We start from the raw sequence: 18,094 nt of genomic DNA, 5'->3' as shown, positions 1-18,094 counted from the left end.
AAATGCTGCAATAAACCTTCGCGAATGAAAACAATGTAGGATGTTCTTTTTTCATATAAGGTTAAAATTCTGGTTTCTAGATTCCTAAAGTATAAAAAATAGTTAATGATTCGACAAAAAGCGTTAATTAATCGATAAAATGCATCTTTTTTGTTAAATTATCGAGGTCTTCCATGTAGGAATTATGACCATTTTCCAGGGAAAGGAATTCACAGTCGCATCCTTCGGAAAGCCTTTGTAATTCATTGAAATCCAATATAGGATCCTCTTTTGAGGCCGCGATGATCTTCTGCCCGGTAAAGGCTTTAAGCTTTTCTAAATAATTTGTACGAATTTTCATACCTTTTAGAGCTGCCTGTATATTTTTCGACTTCATTTCATAGGCACGGCTCTTCAAATCTTCAATTTCAGCAGCAAACTTTTGCTTGCTTCTTTCAGGATAAAGATTCGAGATCGCCATACTTATATAAGCCTTCTTATTTCGACCCACCAGTTTAACAGATCTTTCACGAATTTCCTGCTTTTCTACAGTATCCTCAAGAGGTGTTGAATTTATCAACATTACGCTCCTTATTATCATAGGAAAATTTCTAAGCAATTCCAAACTCACATATCCACCCATACTGTGACCGGCGATGCTAATCTTCTCTTTTCCAAGCGAAATCAACACTTCCCGAACCACCTCTGCCATAAGCTTCATCGTATGTATTTCTGCAATTCCCTGAGACCTTCCATGACCGGGTAAATCAATGCAAATAACCTGCCGTTCCGTTTGGAGTTCTTTAACAATTGGCCCCCAAATCCTGGAATCCTCTAGAAAACCGTGTAACAGCACCAATGGAATTTTTTCCCCGTCGCCGACAACTTCAAAATATATGTTTGCCCCTTTATATGTTATTTCAGCCATGTTCTAAATTAAAAAACCGCGAATCCAAGAATAAAAATTCAGGAATTCGCGGCAAGTATTTAAGTTTAAATTTCCTTTAAGGATCTAGAAACTAAGAATTCATAATATCTTCGATCTCCTCGATTTCAATAGGAATATTTCTCATAAGATTAAATGGCTCGCCTTTTTCCTGGATCACCACATCGTCTTCAAGCCTGATTCCGAATCCTTCATCTGGCAGGTAAATTCCCGGCTCCACGGTAAATACCTGGTTTGCCTGCATTGGCTCGGTTAAAATTCCATAATCATGAGTATCCAGCCCAATATGGTGAGAGGTACCGTGCATGAAGTACTTTTTATAAGCAGGCCAGTCCGGATCTTCATTCTGAACATCAGCCTTATCTAGTAATCCAAGATCAAGCAATTCTGAAGTCATCATTTTCCCAACTTCCACGTGGTATTCTTTCCACATAGTTCCCGGAACCAGCATTTTCGTAGCTTCCTTCTTTACCTTATTCACCGCATTATAAACCTGCTTCTGCCTGTCTGAATATCTTCCAGAAACTGGAATGGTCCTACTAAGGTCACTGGAATAATTAGCATATTCTGCCCCCGTATCAAGAAGAATAAGATCTCCATCCTTACACTGATGCCTGTTCTCTATATAATGTAACACATTTGCATTATTACCACTGGCAATAATCGGCGTATAAGCGAAACCTTTTGAACGGTTCCTTATCATCTCATGGTAATACTCCGCTTCGATCTCATATTCCCAAACTCCGGGCTTCACGAATTTAAGAGTTCTTCTGAAAGCTTTTTCGGTAATATCACATGCCTTTTGCATCAAATCCAGTTCGATAGGATCTTTTACTGAACGCAGTCTTTGTAAAATAGGATTTGCTTTAGCCACCTGGTGTGCTGGATATTTCTCCTTACACCACTTTATAAAACGATCATCTCTCGTTTCAGTCTTATGGTTAGCCCTATAATGTTCGTTGGTATTAAAATAAACCGTTTCACATTGCGTCATCACCTCGAAGAAGATCTTTTCAAAATCTTTCATCCAGTAAACAGTCTTGATTCCGCTTACATCAAAAGCATCTTCCTTGGTAAGTTTTGCGCCTTCCCAAACAGCGATATGCTCGTTGGTTTCAGTTAGAAAAAGGATCTCACGGTGCTTTTCTTCCGGAGCATCTGGAAACAAAACAAGAATACTTTCATCCTGGTCTACCCCGCTTAAATAAAAGATATCACGGTTCTGCTGAAAAGGCATGGTACTATCTGCACCAATAGGGTAAATATCATTCGAATTAAAAACCGCCAGACTTTTTGGCTTCATCTTCTCCATGAAGTTTTTTCGGTTTTTTATAAAGAGCTTAGAGTCTATTCTATCGTATTTCATAAATAAATCTTTTCAATTTTTTCAAAATTAAAGGATTTAAACGCAATAGCTAGAAAAGCGATTTAAAATTTTAGATAAGACGGGGTTTTCCTACTTTAGACCTTATTATTAGAAATTTCCATGAAAAGCTATAAGAAATTTGAAACCGAGAGATTAATCATCCAGCCTACCTCAACCGGGGACGCCGAATTTATTCTGAAACTATTAACCTCTCCTAAATATATACAGTTCGTAGGAAATAAAAACCTTAATAATACCCAGGACGCCGAGAAATATATCAACGACAGAATGATCACTCAACTGGAAAGATTGGGCTATTCAAATTATACAGTTATTCGAAAGACTGATAACACTAAAATTGGATGCGTGGGTCTTTATGACCGGGAAGGTATTGAGGGTATCGATATTGGTTATAGTTTTCTACCTGAATTCGAAGGAAAAGGCTATGCTTTTGAGGCTGCAGCAGAATTAAAAAGGGCGGCGAAAGAAGAATTTGGAATGAAAGATCTTAATGCGATCACGGTCCAGGAAAATAGCGGCTCGAGAAAATTGCTGGAAAAACTGGGTTTTGAATTTAAAGAGATCATTCATATACCTAACGATCCTAATGAACTTATGCTTTATACGGCAAAACTTTAGATCTATTCTATTCGTAGAGCCCTAACCTGTTCTTCAGGCGGAGATTATCTTCCTGTAACCGGTTTATTTTTCTCAAAAGGTGATTGATAGCCTCCAGGCCTTCCAGATTTATATCTAGCTCTTTGTGCAGTCGCATCATCTTCTCAAAATCGGCCAGATGATCGCAGTGAATATATTCGGTCTCCTGTATGGTGACCATTTCTATGATCCCACTTTCATAGAGGGAACTTACAAATTGCCGCTCCACTTTATACCGCACACAGATCTCATCTGCAGGAATCAGGTCTTCATTTTTCATATTCCTGTTTTTTTAAGTTCCTGAAATAGTTCTTTTTGCTTTTCAGTTAAATGTTCGGGCACCTTTACCTTATAGGTTATATACAGATCTCCAAACTGCCCTTCTTTTTTATACTTTGGAAATCCCTTCCCTTTTAATTTTACCTTACTGCCATTCTGGGTACCCGGCTTCACATTTAATTTTACCTCGCCATTAAAGGTCTTCACCCTGATCTCTCCACCAAGAGCAGCCGTACTCAAGCTGATCTCCTCTGTAGAATACAGGTTTTCCTTTTCCCTTCGGAAAGAAGTATCATTTAAGATATTGAAGGTAATATAAAGGTCCCCTTTTGGACCGCCCTGTGTACCGGGACCGCCGTGACCTTTAATTTTGATGGTCTGCCCATTTTCAACGCCGGCAGGTATGGTAAGCCTTATATTCTTGCCGTTAACGGTAAGTGTATGTTTCCTGCTTTCGTAAACTTCGCTTAACCTAAGCTGAAGCTCGGCATTAAAATCCTGTCCTTTAAAATGCCTGCCACGATGAGCTCCTTCTGCTCTTGCTCTTCCACCAAACATTTGTTCGAAAAAATCTGAAAAAGTATCGTCATCAAAATTACCGGAATAGGAATAAGATTGTCCGCCACCACCGAATCCTCCTCCGAAGCCACCGGAAGAAGCCCGCTGTCGTTTAGCCTCTTCGAACTGATCGGCATGCTGCCAGTCTTTCCCGTATTCGTCATATTTCTTACGTTTTTCGGGATCGCTTAAAACCTCATGCGCTTCGTTGATCTGCTGAAACCTCGCCTGGGCTTCTTTATCGTTAGGATTAAGGTCTGGATGGTATTTACGGGCCAGCCTTCGGTAGGCCTTTTTGATATCGGCCTTGCTGGCCGACTTATCTAATTCTAAAAGCTTGTAATAGTCTATGAATTCCATAAAATCATCTGCTTTTACGCTTTAAAAACACCAGAATCTACTTCTTTATTTTTAAGCTGACTTTCAATTAGCCCAATCTGGCCTAAATGATAAATATCATGCTGAAGAACGCCTCTTAAAAGATACTCAAAATCATATTCTTTTCCCGGAACTTTTTCAGAAAGAAAAGCATCATTTTTCTTCTCATTCAGGGCTTCGTAGATCCTGCTTTGTGCAGCTACCAATTCCCTTTTTAAAGCTTCCCACTCCTCCTGTGACTCTATTTTTATTTCTGGCCAGTCCTGCTCAGTGTCCATTTTTATTGAGTATTCCTTGTTATTTTTCAGCTTTTCTGCAGCGAAATTTTTCCAGGCGATAAGGTGCCCTACAATTTGGGAAACACTGTGCGATTCTGGAATACAGGTCTTATAGCCAATAACATAAGGAACATTCTCCAGTTTCCTCATCACAGATTCACCGTACCACGGCTCGCCTTCGAACACTTCAGAAAGCGCCTTCACCATACTCTTTAGTTTATTATTCATAGGGATTTAATGAAATAGGAAATTACGAAAATTGCATTTTAAGAGCAGTTAAGTTTTTGCCAAAACAGTTTCTGGTGAATTATACGGGCAAAACGCGTTGAATTTATGCTTTTAGCTCAAGCCGCTCTGATTCAAAGATTCAACAATTTATAAAGTACTTTAAATTAGTTCTAAATTGACTCTAAAAAGACTTGTAAAGTTTGTTAAGAATTAGAAGGAAGCTTATTTTTGCTACACTTTATCAAAATAATTCATAAAATTTATGGCGAAATCTGCGCTTTTAAAGTCATCACTGGCGAAAAAATATTGGATGGCTTTCACCGGCCTTTTTCTGTGCCTTTTTTTAGTAGGACATCTATTCGGAAATCTACAACTCCTTATTCCGGTAAGTGAAGGAGCCAGGGATCAATTCAATGAATATGCTTTATTCATGACCACCAATCCCGCGGTTAAAATCCTTTCTTACGTTACTTACCTAAGTATTCTTTTCCATGCAATAGACGGAATCCTGCTTACAATTCATAATCGCAAGGCACGTCCTCAGGGTTATGTGAGTTTCAAACCTTCTACTAACACCATGTGGTCTTCAAGAAATATGGGGATCCTTGGAACTGTTATTCTTGCTTTTATAGTTGTTCATATGTCAATGTTCTGGGCAGAGATGAAATTTGGAGGGCTGGACGAAACTGTTTACACAACCGCAAATGGTGAGGAGGTAAAAGACCTTTACACGCTAACAATAAAAACATTCCAGGATGCTCAGTACGGGTTGATCTGGGCCATCGCATATGCTGTGGCTATGCTGGCAATCGGCTTTCACCTTTCTCACGGGTTTTCAAGCGGATTTCAGTCACTTGGAGTTAATCATCCTAAATACAACGGGTTTATCAAAAAGACCGGTTATGCCTTTGCGGTATTAGTACCACTGGCATTCGCGGTAATACCTTTTTATATTCACTTTGTACTAGAAAAAATTTAAGCTATGGGAAATTTCGAATCAAACGCACCTAAAGGCCCATTGGCAGAAAAGTGGACCAAACATAAGAACGATATAAATCTCGTTAACCCGGCCAATAAACGTAATATTGATGTTATCGTTGTTGGAACAGGACTTGCCGGTGGTAGTGCCGCGGCAACTCTTGCCGAACTGGGTTATAACGTAAAAACATTCTGTTATCAGGATTCTCCTCGTAGAGCTCACTCTATTGCGGCTCAGGGAGGAATCAACGCAGCTAAGAATTACCAGGGAGATGGAGATTCTGTCTACCGTTTATTCTACGATACCATTAAAGGTGGTGACTACCGCTCAAGAGAGTCTAACGTATACCGTCTTGCTGAAGTTTCAGGAAATATCATTGACCAGTGTGTGGCGCAGGGAGTTCCTTTCGCCCGTGAATATGGTGGTCTTTTAGATAACCGTTCTTTTGGAGGAGTTCTTGTTTCAAGAACATTCTACGCTAAGGGACAAACCGGTCAGCAGTTATTACTTGGAGCCTATTCAGCAATGAACCGCCAGATCAACCGTGGAAAAATCCAGCCTTTTAACAGGCATGAGATGCTTGATATTGTTAAGGTTGATGGGAAAGCTCGCGGGATCATCGCCAGAAACCTAGTTACAGGAGAATTAGAAAGACATTCAGCACACGCCGTGGTAATTGCTTCAGGAGGTTACGGGAACGTATTCTTCCTTTCTACCAATGCAATGGGAAGTAACGTTACTGCCAGCTGGAAAATACATAAAAAGGGAGCTTATTTTGCTAACCCTTGTTTCACTCAGATCCACCCTACCTGTATTCCGGTTTCAGGAGATCATCAGTCTAAACTGACCCTGATGTCTGAATCCTTACGTAATGATGGTAGAATATGGGTTCCGAAGAAAAAAGAAGATGCTGAAGCTATCAGGGCCGGGAAGAAAAAACCGACCGAGCTTTCAGAAGATGAAAGAGATTATTATTTAGAAAGAAGATATCCTGCTTTTGGTAACCTTGTACCACGTGATGTGGCTTCAAGAGCAGCTAAAGAGCGTTGTGATGCCGGTTTCGGTGTAAATAAGACCGGAGAAGCGGTTTATCTTGACTTCAGCTCTGCCATTATGAGATATGGTAAGGAAGAAGCAACTACTAGAAAAATAAATAATCCTTCAGACGCTAAAATTAAGGAGCTAGGGAAAGAGGTTGTAGAAGCCAAATATGGTAACCTTTTCCAGATGTATGAGAAGATCGTAGATCAAAACCCATACGAAACTCCAATGATGATCTATCCAGCGGTTCACTATACCATGGGTGGTGTTTGGGTTGATTATAACCTGCAAACAACAATTCCTGGTTGCTATGCGATTGGAGAAGCAAACTTCTCAGATCACGGAGCGAACAGGCTTGGAGCTTCTGCTTTGATGCAGGGACTTGCAGATGGTTACTTTGTATTACCATACACTATAGGAGATTATCTTTCTAATGATATTAGAACCGGAAAGATCCCAACAGATTCTGCAGAATTCGACGCTGCTGAAACTGAGGTACGTGAAAGACTGGAAAAACTGGTAAATACCAAGGGAACTAAATCTGTAGATCACTTCCATAAAATTCTTGGTAAGATCATGTGGAATAAGGTTGGAATGGCGAGAAATGCCACCGGTCTTAAAGAAGCGATCAAGGAGATCCAGGAATTACGTGAAGAATTCTGGAATGAAGTTAGAGTTCCGGGAAGCACCAATGAAATGAACGCCGAACTGGAAAAAGCCGGTCGTGTGGCAGATTTCCTTGAACTTGGTGAACTTTTCGCTAAAGATGCCCTGCACAGAGAAGAATCCTGTGGTGGTCACTTTAGAGAAGAATATCAGACTGAAGAAGGGGAAGCCCTTCGTGACGATGAGAACTTTATGTATGTAGCAGCATGGGAATACACAGGTAAACCTGCCGATGCTATCCTACACAAAGAAGATTTAGATTACGAAAATATCCAGGTAAAAACAAGGAGCTATAAATAGATTTGAGATTTGAGATTTGAATGTTGAAACCAAGTTCCAATAATTCTAAGATCTCATTTCTAAATACTCAATACTAAAAGTATGAACCTTACACTAAAAATATGGCGTCAGAAAAACGCCGACACAAAAGGAAAAATGGTAACCTACCAGGTTTCTGACATTTCTAACGATATGTCTTTTCTTGAAATGATGGATGTTCTTAATGAACAACTTATCAGTAAAGGAGATGAACCGGTAGCTTTTGATCATGACTGTCGTGAGGGAATTTGCGGGTCATGTAACTTACAGATAAACGGGGAGCCTCACGGTCCAGACCGTGGCGTTACTACCTGCCAGCTGCATATGAGAAAATTCAATGATGGTGATACTATCATTATTGAACCATTCAGAGCGAAGGCATTTCCAGTGATCAAGGATCTGGTTGTAGACCGTAGCGCATTTGATAGAATTCAGCAGGCTGGTGGATATATTTCTGTAAATACTTCAGGAAATACACAGGATGCTAATTCTATTCCAGTAGAAAAGGAAAATGCAGATATGTCTTTTTACGCTGCCACCTGTATAGGTTGTGGGGCTTGTGTAGCTGCGTGTAAAAATGCCAGCGCCATGCTTTTTACCTCAGCGAAAGTAAGTCAATTCGCACTTTTACCTCAGGGTGAAGTTGAAGCCGACCGAAGAGTGCTGCAAATGGTAGAGCAAATGGATAAAGAAGGCTTTGGTAACTGTACAAATACCGGAGCATGTGAAATTGAATGTCCTAAAGGAATTTCTTTAGAGAACATCGCCAGAATGAACAGGGAATACCTAAAAGCGAGTATTAAGTAATTAACACTTGTTTATTAACATATACCTCATCCCGGACTTTGCAGTCCGGGATTTTTTATGCAACTTATTTAAAAAATAGGCCTATTGGAAACTTTTACGAATAGCTCTAAATTACCCGGAACCAAGACCAGTATCTTCTCAGTAATGAGCAAGATGGCAAAGGACTATAATGCCATTAATCTCTCCCAGGGTTTCCCGAATTTTGAAACAGACCAGACCCTGAAAAACCTGGTAACTGAAGCTATGCAGGAAGGTTACAACCAATACCCTCCAGATATTGGGGTTCAAAGCCTTAGGGAAGAAATCTCAAAGAAAATAGGATCGCTTTACGGAAAGATTTACGACTCTGAAAAAGAAATTACCATAACCAACGGAGCGACCCAGGCGTTATATTCTGCCATCACCGCCTTTGTTCATAGAGGTGATGAAGTCATCGTTTTGAAACCTGCCTATGATACCTATGAGCCAACCATTAAACAAAATGGAGGAATTCCGGTTCAGATTCAGTTAAAAGGAGAAAATTATAAAGTAGACTGGGAAGAAGTTAGATCAGCAGTGACATCCTCCACCAGAATGATCATTATTAATACTCCCCATAATCCGTCTGGAAGCATATTTTCAGCAGAAGATATGAAGGAGCTCGAAAAGATCCTCACGGGCACTAATATTATCCTTTTGAGCGATGAAGTCTATGAGCATCTCGTCTTTGACGGAAAGAACCATGAAAGCGTCTCAAAATACCCAAAACTAGCCGAAAGAGCCATTGTTTGTTCTTCATTCGGCAAAACCTTTCACAACACCGGCTGGAAAACCGGCTATTGTGTCGCCCCGGCCCAATTGATGAAAGAAATAAGAAAGATACATGAGATAGTTGTGTTTTCGGTAAACCACCCTATGCAGGTGGCATATGCCAATTATTTGAAAAAACCAGAGCGCTACCTGGAACTTTCAAAATTCTATCAAAACAAACGAGATCTTTTCTTACATTTAATCAAAGATTCGAAATTCAATTATACCCCATCAAACGGAACCTACTACCAGCTTTTAAATTTTTCTAACATCACCGATGAAAAAGATGTTGATTTTGCAGAAAGACTGGTAAAAGAAAAAGGACTGGCTTCCATCCCAGTTTCTGTATTTAACATTGATGAGAAAGATAACCAGCAGCTTAGATTCTGTTTTGCAAAAACAGATGAAACATTAGAACGGGCTGCCGAAATACTTTGTAAGTTATAATGAATTTGAATATCAAGATCAAGGATCAGGACTTTGTACTACATCCATTCGGCGCCGCATACTGGCCCGAAAAAGAAGTTCTACTAGTCGCAGATGTACATTTAGGGAAAGTATCCCATTTTAGGAAACACGGCAGCGCGGTTCCTCTCAAGTCCACTTCTCAGAATTTTATAAAACTTGACCAGCTAAGAAAGGAGTTTGATCCTGAACATATATTGTTCCTGGGGGACCTTTTTCATAGTTCCATGAATATGGAGTGGAATATGTTCGAAGAATGGATAGAGAACATAGATAACAAGGTGCATTTGATCGCCGGGAACCATGATATCATTTCTCCTTTGAGGTATGAGGCTCTGAATATAAAGGTATATCCTGAAGTAAAGGTCGACGGATTCTATTTAAGCCATCACCCGGAAGAAATGCCAGGCCATTTTAATATTTGCGGGCATATACATCCCGGAATTAAGATGAAAGGCACCGGCAAACAATCCCTGAAGCTGGCATGTTTCTATAGAAGCAGTAATCAAATGATCCTTCCCGCTTTTGGAGAGTTCACCGGTAATTATATAATGCAACCCGAGGAAGGTGATCGTATCTTCGCTATTACCGGCAAGGAAGTTATCCCGGTGAATTAAAATATTTTATATGGTAAAAAGACTGGCTGTTCTTAATTTTCTTTCCGTGATCATTGCGATTTTGACCAATTTCTATGCGCAAACGGGAAGAATAAACAATATGACCATTGGGGAATTGAGTAAAAAGTATTCCAATCTTTTTACCCCGGCAGATTATGCGTTCTCTATTTGGGGATTGATCTATATAGGATTGCTTTCCTTTTCAGGCTTTATGCTTTACCAGGCCTTTACCAACGGAAAATACACCGAATTTATAACCAGGACTTCCTTCTGGTTTATAATCGCGAATATCGGCACCAGCCTCTGGGTAGTTGCCTGGCTATTCGAATACACCGGCCTTTCAGTCGCCATCATGTTTCTTATCCTGGCAAAACTTCTGAAGATAGTTTTGAACAACGATATGGAGCTCTGGGATGCCCCTTTTAATATTATCGCTTTTTACTGGTGGCCTATCTGTCTTTATTCCGGTTGGATAAGCGTGGCCAGTATAGCAAATATGGCTTCATGGCTAACGGTTATTGGCTGGGATGGAGCTGTTTTTACTGAAGTAGAATGGACGGTCATTATGATAGGGGTTGCCGTGATCGTAAACCTGCTGATGATACATTTGCGTAATATGCGCGAATTCGCCCTGGTTGGAGTCTGGGCGCTGGTCGCTATCTACATGAGACATCAGGGAACCGAAGAATTCATTGCGAAAACTGCCCTGGCGGGAGCAATTATTTTATTTCTGAATATTTCTTACCACGGATTTATAAATCGCAAGGAGAACCCAATGTATCGTTTGCTGATGGGAGAGAAAGGCTAAACCATGGCTTTTATATCGCTGGCCCAGCTAGGATAGGAAAAGATCATTCCTTTCAGGGTTTCACAAGGTAACTTACCACACATGGCCATCACGAACATATTCACCATTTCACCTGCCTCCGGTCCTACCAAATGAGCTCCTAAAACAAGCCCGTTATCTTTATCAACTAAGATCTTGTAGGCGTAATAAGCATCATTGATCCTTTTGGCATTGAACCATTTTGGCGCCAGTTTTTGCTCCACTTTAAAATTATAGCCTTTTTCCTTTGCCTCTTTCTCGTTCATTCCTACTGAAGCCAGGTTAGGAAGCGTGAAAACTACGGATGGTTGTGGTGGAAAATCGACCTTTTTAGCCCTGTCTTTATTCAGAATATTGGCCGCAACAATACGTGCTTCCTGAGAAGATAATGGGGTTAAAGGCAAGCCTTCACTGTCTGATACATCCCCGCAGGCGTATACATTTTTATTACCGGGGTTCTGTAAATGTTCATTAACCGTGATTCCTCTTTTAGAATATTCAACATTCCCTTTCTCCAGGTCAAGATCTTCTATTGATGGTACTCTACCGGCAGCATTCACGACCAGTTTTGCCTTTATTTCGACCTTTTTTCCTTTTCTGATTGCCTTAACCCTGTAATTCGTTTGCAGCTTCTCAACTTCGGTCACTTCCGCATCAAAAATGAATTTAATGCCGATCTCTTCTGAAGCATCCTGAAGATGCTTTACCATATCCTCATCAAAATTATTCAACGGCCTGGATTCGCCATCGATAACAGTAACATCCACTCCGCATCTAGCAGCAATATGGGCAAACTCCATCCCGATATATCCCGCCCCGATAAATATTATACTCTCCGGCAGCTCTTCCAGTTCAAGAAAATCGTCGCTTATAATGGGAAGTTCCCTCCCTGGTATTGGCAATTCAAAGGCCCTGTTCCCGGTGGCGATAACGATCTTTTTTGCCGTTACAGTTTTTCCTTCTACTGAGAGTGTGGTTTCATCCAGGAATTTAGGAGACTGATGGTACATTTTTATACCGAGTTTCTTCATGTCTTTTTCGGTCGCGGCCGGCACAGCACTGGTAAATGTTTTTTTGAACTCCATAAGATCTTTCCAGCTGAATTCAGGCATTTTGGTAATGCCGTGTCCCTTCATTTTTTCTGCTCTGTCCAGGATTTCGGTAAGCCCTACGAGGACTTTTTTGGGATCACATCCGCGATTTGCACAGGTACCACCAAATTCACGATTATCGGCAATGGCCACCCTCAATCCTTCAGCCACACATTCCTTAGCCACACTTTTTCCTGCCGTACCGGTACCTATTACAAAAACATCAAATTCCTCAAATCCCATAATTCCTAATGATTTTAGGTGAAAGTAGCCAAGTTTCAACGGAATTTGCGTTAGCAAAATGGTAAAAAAATCAAATGCTATTTAATCGTTAAAAATCAATTAACTGGTTGTAAGGCAATTTGGAGGAAATTATCTTTGTGGTAATGAGTACAAATCTTATCGCCCAAAATTTCGCACAGTCCTCCCAACAGAAGGAACTGCGAAAAGCTATTGCCGCTTCTGAAAAAAATCGTTCTAATATTCATCTTAAAGGCCTCGTAGGTTCTGCTCTTTCCTTTGTAGCAGCAGACGCTTTTAAAGAATCTGATCATCCTTTCCTGATGATCTTTAATGACAAGGAGGAAGCCGCCTATTATCTGAACGACCTGGAACAATTAGTTGGTGAGAAAAATGTGCTTTTTTACCCGGGAAGTTATCGCAGACCATACCAGATCGAAGAAACCGATAATGCCAATGTGCTTTTGCGGGCAGAAGTGCTTAACCGCATTAATTCCAGAAAGAAACCAGCACTTATCGTAACCTATCCCGAAGCATTATTCGAGAAAGTGGTGACCAGGAAAGAACTGGATCGAAGTACTCTAAAGATAGCCGTTGGCGATGAGCTGTCTATAGATTTCGTGAACGAGGTACTTTTCGAATATCAGTTCAAAAGGGTTGACTTTGTGACCGAGCCGGGAGAATTTTCTGTTCGTGGTGGTATTATCGATGTGTTTTCTTTCAGTCATGATGAACCTTACCGAATCGAATTTTTTGGAGATGAAGTAGACAGCATAAGGACCTTTGATGTGGAAACTCAGCTTTCCACAGATAAAAAGAAGAAGATCTCAGTCATGCCGAATGTGGAGAACAAACATTTGGATGAAGTAAGAGAAAGCTTTTTAAAATATATTTCAGAGAAGACCATTGTCTTTATCAAGAATCTGGACCTGCTAGCAGCACAGGCAGACAAATTATTTAAAAAGGCCGAGGATGCATTCAGACAACTTTCTGAAGACATTAAGCATAGTGAACCAAAGGAACTATTTTGTAATGGTGAGCTTATCAAAAAGCAATTGCTGGATTTTTCTTCAGTAGAACTTAGTAACCAGGCATTTTTTAAAGCAGACAGGTTTATAGAATTCAACACTAAACCTCAGCCTTCTTTTAATAAGCAGTTTGATCTTTTAATAGAAAATCTTATTGAAAACCAGGAAGCCGGTTACACCAATTTTATTTGCTGCGTGAGCGAGCAGCAGGCGAAGCGTTTCCACGATATTTTTGAAGACCAGGAGAAGGAAGTAAAATATCAAACTCCGGTCTTTTCAATGTTCCAGGGTTTTATCGATGAGAACTCAAAAACCGTTTGCTATACCGACCACCAGATCTTTGAGCGTTATCATAAATTCCATTTAAAGAACGGTTACGCCAAGAAGCAGGCGATCACTTTAAAGGAACTAACCAATCTTGAAGTTGGAGATTACGTGACCCATATTGATCACGGAATTGGAAAATTCGGCGGACTTCAAAAAATCGATGTTGAAGGGAAAAAACAGGAAGCCATAAAACTGATCTATGGGGAAAGAGATATTCTTTACCTCAGCATTCATTCGCTACATAAGATCTCTAAATTCAACGGAAAAGACGGCAAACCGCCTAAGATCTATAAACTTGGAAGCAACGCCTGGAAAAACCTTAAAAAGAAAACCAAAGCGCGGGTTAAGCATATTGCTTATGACCTGATCAAGCTTTACGCCAAGCGAAGAATGGAAAAAGGATTTAAATATGATCCAGATTCCTATTTACAACATGAGCTCGAAGCTTCTTTCATGTATGAAGATACCCCAGATCAGAGTTCAGCAACTGCTGCGGTAAAGGCCGATATGGAAAATGAAAGGCCTATGGACCGCTTGGTTTGTGGAGATGTTGGTTTCGGAAAAACTGAAATTGCCATAAGAGCTGCTTTTAAGGCTGTAGATAACAATAAACAGGTAGCTATTCTGGTACCTACTACTATCCTGGCATTTCAGCACCACCAGACCTTTTCAGAAAGATTAAAGGATTTCCCGGTTAGAATAGATTATTTGAACCGTTTCAGGACCGCAAAGGAACGTAAAGAAACCCTGGCCGATCTTGCGGATGGTAAAGTAGACATCATTATTGGAACGCATCAACTTGTAAGCAAATCGGTCAAATTCAAGGACCTTGGATTACTTATCGTAGATGAAGAACAAAAATTTGGTGTAGCCGTAAAAGACAAGCTGAAAACCATCAAGGAAAACGTGGACACCTTAACCCTCACCGCTACTCCTATTCCAAGGACGCTTCAATTCAGTTTGATGGCGGCGCGTGATCTTTCCACGATCACCACTCCTCCACCTAACCGCTACCCTATAGAAAGTCATGTGATTAGATTTTCAGAAGAGACGATCAGGGATGCAATATCTTATGAAATTCAGCGTGGCGGCCAGGTATTCTTTATCCACAACCGGGTAGAGAATATCAAGGAAGTCGCCGGAATGATACAGCGACTGGTTCCAGATGCCAAAATTGGGGTGGGCCATGGTCAGATGGAAGGTAAAAAACTGGAAAAACTGATGTTGAGTTTCATAAATGGTGAGTTTGATGTGCTTGTTTCAACGACGATCGTTGAAAGTGGTTTAGATGTTTCTGAAGCGAATACGATATTCATCAACAATGCTAATAATTTTGGTCTTTCTGACCTTCACCAGATGCGGGGACGCGTAGGACGAAGTAATAAAAAGGCTTTTTGTTATTTTATTACTCCGCCTTACTCGGCCATGACCGAAGATGCCAGAAAGCGAATTACCGCTCTGGAACAATTCTCAGAACTGGGCAGCGGATTCAATATCGCTATGAAAGACCTCGAGATTCGTGGTGCTGGAGACCTTTTGGGAGGAGAGCAAAGTGGATTCATCAATGACATTGGTTTCGACACTTATCAAAAGATCCTGAACGAGGCCATAGAGGAATTGAAAGAAAATGAATTCCGTGATCTGTATGCCGAAACTGAAGACCTGGAACATAAGGATTTCGTTAAGGATACCCAGATAGACACCGATTTCGAGTTACTATTCCCTGATGATTATATCAATAATATCACTGAAAGGCTGAATCTTTACACCAAGCTGAATGAGCTGAAGACCGAGGAGGAGCTTCAGAAATTCGAAGCAGAACTGGTAGACAGATTTGGAGAATTACCAACACAGGCGGTTGATTTGCTTAATTCTGTTAGAATAAAATGGATCGCTGCTAAAATTGGTTTAGAACGGGTGATCATGAAGAAGAACAAACTGGTAGGCTATTTTATTTCAGACCAGAAATCCAGGTTCTACCAGACCAGTAATTTCACCAAGGTATTGCAGTATGTGCAAACACACAGGCAGAACTGCACCATGAAAGAAAAAGAAACTCGAAACGGCTTAAAGCTTCTTCTTACTTTTGATAGGATCACCTCTGTAGAAAAAGCCCTGAAGGTATTGGAACCACTTGATTTCAGAGAGAAGAAGGAAGAAGTGGTGAGTTAGAAATTCCATTGGGTAATGAAATTTTAATCGAACCCTTCCGTCAAGCTACGCCTGAAACCTTCTTAGACCTTCTGTCCCTAAACCGACATCTTCCCGGAGGGAAGAAAATGAGAAGGTGTATTCTGTTAATGATTAAAAAGGCTCCCCTCTTGTTTACAGGAGGGGTGTCCGTAGGACGGGGAGGTCAGTTTCTAAAATTTTGCCTTATCTCGTCCAGAACATAATGTAGATTTTCAAATACCATTTTATTTTCAAATCGAATTACGGTTATACCGAGATTATTCAGTACCTCTGTTCTTTTCCTATCATATTCACGGGCAGTCTCATTATTATGAACCTCCCCATTTAACTCGATAACAAGTCTTTCCTGAGGACAATAAAAATCTGCAATGTAATTTTCAATACTATGTTGCCGCCTAAATTTCCTGCCTTCCAGTTTTTTATTCTGAATTTGTTTCCAGAGAAATGCCTCAGCGGGAGTAAGTGATTTTCTAAGTTTTTTCCGATTAGGCTTAAGATACTTTTTGTTATGTATTCTTCTCATAATAAATTCAAGTTTTGACCCTTCCGTCAGGCTACGCCTGACACCTTCCCTGAAATTTCAGGGAAGGAGCTTTTAAAAAAGCTCCCCTCCTGCAAACAGGAGGGGTGTCCGCAAGACGGGGTGGTTCGTTGTTTTATTCACCAATCACCCTAATATTATCCAGATCATAGGTAGTAGTTTTATCTGGCGCGGCTCCCAGGTACCTGAAACCGATCCAAATCTCTCCTTCCAGGCAGGAAATATCGATCTTTGATTCCCTAAAAATAGTAGAATTAGCACCTGAAGGTCCCAAGGGAATATTTGCATCCAACTCTGTCCAGGTGGTGGTTCGCGGATCACCAGTAAAATCTGAGGTGATAAATACCTTCATTAAAAGTCCGTTATCATACGAGGAAAGCATATCAAAAAGCAGAATCTCATTACTCGTGTCATCTAAATCGATCTCTGGGGTGACCAGCCAGGCCTCCAACGGACTTTCTATAGTATTATAAGCCGAAATTCTCAGGATCCGGTTTCCCGCAGATAAGGTAGGTGTAAACTTCTTTTCTCCCCCGCTTACATTAATATTGGTCCAACCCCGCGAGTTCAAAGTAGTATTGGAAGTCACTCCGTCGAAGTTTTCTTCTAAAAGGAATTTAGATCCTTCAACCAAATTATTCCCACAATCCAGGTAAACAGGGTCACAACGCTCGCCATTCATATTCAAAGCATCTGGAGTATTTATCATGATAACATAATGTTCATCGTAAAAATCACGGGTTAGAATACCTTCTACACTTCCGCTACCTGTAGGCAGTAGTAAAGATTTAAAATCTGAAAACGTACTAGTACTTAAAATAGAAGTGGATCCGGTTTGGCAACTTATGAGCTGCCGTTCCCCATCATATCGATCTACAACATTCGAGGCAAACGAGTATAGATTATTTTCCTTCACCAGGTTTGGATCGAACTGAACATCATTAATCTGTATATATAAATTCTTTAACTCATCAGAAAAATCATCAATACTAATTTGAAGTGGCTTTATTTCCTGTTTTACTTCAGTTCTAATAATATGATCAGCAATAAGGGAACCTGGAATTGCCACGACATCACCCCTATTCTGAATTCCCAATTGTAAAACCCCATTATTAAAGCTAAGACTTAAGCCATCTAATTTCACAACCACTTTCCGGCCAACATCAAATGTCTCATATATTGAATTGTCATCTAACAGGATCTGGATTCCAGAGGTAGGATCTTCAGGTTTATCCTGCAAAATAATTTCCTTATAAAAATTTCCTCCAGCGTCGCTTGAGATCACATAGCCTTCAAACCAGGTTTCAGAATCCTGAAACGTATATATCTCCCCTGTTCGAGGGTCAAAATTTCCTTTCACAGCCATTATAGAAGTGAGATCGCCGGTAATATCTATTTCAGGTATATCAATTCCGGGTGTATCATAATCGTCTGTTTTCACACAAGAATTGAGGAGAAAACCTATTAAAGCACAGACTACAAATATCTTTTTCATAC

At 40.4% G+C, this 18,094-nt stretch carries 16 protein-coding genes; 8 read left to right on the top strand and 8 right to left on the bottom strand.

Annotation, left to right across the window (positions count from 1 at the left end; all coding sequences use genetic code 11):
- Window positions 1–127: 127 nt before the first annotated feature.
- Window positions 128–907 (bottom strand): alpha/beta hydrolase, encoded by a 780-nt coding sequence (locus C8P64_RS05885; protein ID WP_108171089.1) that lies wholly within the window; start codon window positions 905–907, stop codon window positions 128–130.
- A gap of 91 nt (window positions 908–998) precedes the next feature.
- Window positions 999–2,291, bottom strand: a complete 1,293-nt coding sequence (locus C8P64_RS05880) for an aminopeptidase P family protein (RefSeq protein ID WP_108171088.1) — start codon at window positions 2,289–2,291, stop codon at window positions 999–1,001.
- Window positions 2,292–2,411: 120 nt separating this feature from the next.
- On the opposite strand from C8P64_RS05880, the gene C8P64_RS05875 reads away from it, so the two are divergent.
- Entirely contained in the window at window positions 2,412–2,930 is a 519-nt protein-coding gene (locus C8P64_RS05875; protein WP_108171087.1) for a GNAT family N-acetyltransferase, read from the top strand.
- Window positions 2,931–2,937: 7 nt separating this feature from the next.
- Here the strand turns inward: C8P64_RS05875 and C8P64_RS05870 are convergent, their stop codons facing one another.
- From C8P64_RS05870 to C8P64_RS05860, 3 genes are read right to left on the bottom strand one after another with little or no spacing between them, the layout of a single operon-like run.
- The gene (locus tag C8P64_RS05870; RefSeq protein ID WP_108171086.1) at window positions 2,938–3,228 is read right to left on the bottom strand and encodes a chaperone modulator CbpM; all 291 of its coding nucleotides are present in this window, start codon (window positions 3,226–3,228) and stop codon (window positions 2,938–2,940) included.
- Window positions 3,225–4,145 carry a DnaJ C-terminal domain-containing protein gene (locus C8P64_RS05865; RefSeq protein WP_108171085.1) on the bottom strand — a complete coding sequence of 307 codons (921 nt, stop codon included), beginning with the start codon at window positions 4,143–4,145 and terminating at the stop codon, window positions 3,225–3,227. Before C8P64_RS05865 ends, C8P64_RS05870 begins: the two co-directional genes overlap by 4 nt.
- Before the next feature lie 14 nt (window positions 4,146–4,159).
- On the bottom strand, window positions 4,160–4,669 hold the full coding sequence (locus C8P64_RS05860; RefSeq protein ID WP_108171084.1) for a DinB family protein: 510 nt from the start codon (window positions 4,667–4,669) through the stop codon (window positions 4,160–4,162).
- Window positions 4,670–4,931: 262 nt separating this feature from the next.
- Between C8P64_RS05860 and C8P64_RS05855 the strand changes: the two genes are divergently transcribed.
- From C8P64_RS05855 to C8P64_RS05830, 6 genes are all read left to right on the top strand, one after another.
- Window positions 4,932–5,648: a succinate dehydrogenase cytochrome b subunit gene (locus C8P64_RS05855; RefSeq protein ID WP_108171083.1), complete on the top strand. Its 717-nt coding sequence runs from the start codon at window positions 4,932–4,934 to the stop codon at window positions 5,646–5,648.
- 3 nt (window positions 5,649–5,651) lie between these two features.
- Window positions 5,652–7,655 (top strand): fumarate reductase/succinate dehydrogenase flavoprotein subunit, encoded by a 2,004-nt coding sequence (locus tag C8P64_RS05850; RefSeq protein WP_108171082.1) that lies wholly within the window; start codon window positions 5,652–5,654, stop codon window positions 7,653–7,655.
- 81 nt (window positions 7,656–7,736) lie between these two features.
- Entirely contained in the window at window positions 7,737–8,480 is a 744-nt protein-coding gene (locus C8P64_RS05845) for a succinate dehydrogenase/fumarate reductase iron-sulfur subunit (RefSeq protein ID WP_108171081.1), read from the top strand.
- An 84-nt stretch (window positions 8,481–8,564) separates the two neighbouring features.
- Window positions 8,565–9,716: a methionine aminotransferase gene (locus C8P64_RS05840; protein ID WP_108171080.1), complete on the top strand. Its 1,152-nt coding sequence runs from the start codon at window positions 8,565–8,567 to the stop codon at window positions 9,714–9,716.
- The gene (gene pdeM, locus C8P64_RS05835; RefSeq protein WP_108171079.1) at window positions 9,716–10,351 is read left to right on the top strand and encodes a ligase-associated DNA damage response endonuclease PdeM; all 636 of its coding nucleotides are present in this window, start codon (window positions 9,716–9,718) and stop codon (window positions 10,349–10,351) included. Before C8P64_RS05840 ends, pdeM begins: the two co-directional genes overlap by 1 nt.
- A 10-nt stretch (window positions 10,352–10,361) precedes the next feature.
- Window positions 10,362–11,159, top strand: coding sequence for a hypothetical protein (locus C8P64_RS05830; protein WP_108171078.1), 798 nt, complete (start codon window positions 10,362–10,364; stop codon window positions 11,157–11,159).
- Here the strand turns inward: C8P64_RS05830 and C8P64_RS05825 are convergent.
- Complete coding sequence (locus C8P64_RS05825) at window positions 11,156–12,511, bottom strand: dihydrolipoyl dehydrogenase family protein (RefSeq protein WP_108171077.1); 1,356 nt, start codon at window positions 12,509–12,511, stop codon at window positions 11,156–11,158. The two genes, C8P64_RS05830 and C8P64_RS05825, sit on opposite strands and share 4 nt — an antisense overlap.
- 143 nt (window positions 12,512–12,654) lie before the next feature.
- Here C8P64_RS05825 and mfd point away from each other — a divergent pair, with 143 nt between their 5' ends.
- Window positions 12,655–16,035: a transcription-repair coupling factor gene (gene mfd / locus C8P64_RS05820; RefSeq protein ID WP_108171294.1), complete on the top strand. Its 3,381-nt coding sequence runs from the start codon at window positions 12,655–12,657 to the stop codon at window positions 16,033–16,035.
- Between the two features lie 184 nt (window positions 16,036–16,219).
- Here the strand turns inward: mfd and C8P64_RS05815 are convergent, their stop codons facing one another.
- Entirely contained in the window at window positions 16,220–16,579 is a 360-nt protein-coding gene (locus C8P64_RS05815; RefSeq protein WP_170106627.1) for an endonuclease domain-containing protein, read from the bottom strand.
- A gap of 133 nt (window positions 16,580–16,712) precedes the next feature.
- Window positions 16,713–18,092 (bottom strand): DUF5689 domain-containing protein, encoded by a 1,380-nt coding sequence (locus C8P64_RS05810; RefSeq protein ID WP_108171075.1) that lies wholly within the window; start codon window positions 18,090–18,092, stop codon window positions 16,713–16,715.
- Window positions 18,093–18,094: the final 2 nt, after the last annotated feature.

The organism is Christiangramia gaetbulicola, assembly GCF_003054225.1.
Lineage (GTDB): Bacteria > Bacteroidota > Bacteroidia > Flavobacteriales > Flavobacteriaceae > Christiangramia > Christiangramia gaetbulicola.
This window is presented reverse-complemented; position numbering and strand designations above follow the sequence as displayed.